The organism is Pararhodonellum marinum, from assembly GCF_015354735.1.
In the GTDB taxonomy this organism is placed as follows: domain Bacteria; phylum Bacteroidota; class Bacteroidia; order Cytophagales; family Cyclobacteriaceae; genus Pararhodonellum; species Pararhodonellum marinum.
Genome location: NZ_JACEFJ010000039.1, coordinates 1 through 1,531, shown reverse-complemented (window position 1 = coordinate 1,531; position 1,531 = coordinate 1). Strand labels below are relative to the sequence as shown.

Sequence of the window (1,531 nt, the reverse complement as noted above, 5' to 3'; positions counted from 1 at the left end):
TGTCGCGTCCTAAAAATGGTTGACACTTTTGTTTTTTTTAAATATAGTCACTGTTTTAATTTCTGGAAAGATTATTCTAATTTACAATACCACGATGAAGCGGAGGCAAGCTCTGCTGAGGAGCAACTTGTCAAGGAATAATCGTTTGGTCCGATAGCGTTGCTATTAACTGGCCGGGTCCCAAAAGGCTCGGTCTTCTTTTTCCAATGGTATTTTTTCCCAATAACGCGTTCGGTGTCATGCCTTAAAAAACCTTTGTCGTGTACCTGGGTTGGGGTAATGTTCCCCAGTCCGTTATGTGGTCTCATCTCGTTATAGACAATTATTATCTGATCAATATGTTTTTTCACATTTATGTCTCCCTTTTTTTCAAGGTCTACCAGCCACTCTTCTTTAAGTATGCCGTTCACTCTCTCGGCAATGGCATTTTCATGCGGTGAAGCGGGCCTGGTCATACTGATCCACACCTTACTGTTTTCCAACAATCCCGTGTAATCATAGCTACAATACTGTATACCCCGGTCTGAGTGGTGTACCAATGAATAAAAGGGAATGTGTTTTTGGGACGACAATGCCGTTTTTAATGCTTTGAGGGCTGATTCAGCCTTCAGATCAAGGGTGACATTCCAGCCGACAATCTTTTGGGAATACGCATCGGTGATCAGGTACAGGTAGTAAGGCTTACCGTTGAACTGTACATAGGTAATATCCGAAACCCATAGCTGATTGGGTCTTGAAACAACCATGTTCTGTATAAGATTCTGGTGTTTTCTAAGCCAGTGATGGCTTTGGGTTGTGAAAAACCTCCTCTTTCTTTTACTTACCAAAAGGCCATTGACGCGAAGTAGCTCAAAGAGTTTATCCCTGCCCATTTTTATCCCCAAGAGCTCAAGATCGTCCCGTAGCAGTGGGAAAATCTTTCTTACCCCCCAGCGGGAAGTTTTTGATTTCCTCCTGATCCCAGAGATAAGGCCCAAAACCAACTCTTCTCTGAAAACTTCTTGTGTACTGTGATTTAAAGCCTTGTAATAGGCTTGTCTACTTTTGCCAAACAATCCGCAAAGTTGCGCTAAACCTACTTTCGGTTCTTCTTCTTTGAGTCTTGTGACTGTTTGGCACCAGACTTTTTTTCGAGATCCAGTCCATAATCCTCTTTGGCTATACCAACCATGATTTGATATGCCTTGCCTTTCAAACGACTAAGTTTCAGCTCTTCTTCAAGCTGCTTGACACGGGCTTCTAATATTCTGATATCGTCTTTTCCTTCCGACATATGTCTTAATAAAGGGATGGGGTCTAAGGCTGCATTCCTGGACTTACCAGCAAAAATCCTCATCCATTCCAAGATAGCAGATTTGCTTTTAATTCCATAAACCTGTCTAGCCTGTTCTTTTGACATTGAGCCGGAAAGAACCTCAATTACAATTTTTCTCCTCGATTCTTCGGAAAACTTTTCTAAATCATTCATTTTGTCCGAGTATAGGTTTACAATTTTTGATTAAATTGTGTCAACCTATTTCAGAACACGACC

2 protein-coding genes are annotated in these 1,531 nt (G+C 41.5%); both read right to left on the bottom strand.

Annotated features, from left to right (window positions below; genetic code table 11):
* Window positions 1-71 precede the first annotated feature (71 nt).
* Entirely contained in the window at window positions 72-1,055 is a 984-nt protein-coding gene (locus H1A14_RS23020) for an IS3 family transposase (protein WP_228527947.1), read from the bottom strand.
* A gap of 20 nt (window positions 1,056-1,075) precedes the next feature.
* On the bottom strand, window positions 1,076-1,468 hold the full coding sequence (locus H1A14_RS23015; RefSeq protein ID WP_194778666.1) for a hypothetical protein: 393 nt from the start codon (window positions 1,466-1,468) through the stop codon (window positions 1,076-1,078).
* Window positions 1,469-1,531: the final 63 nt, after the last annotated feature.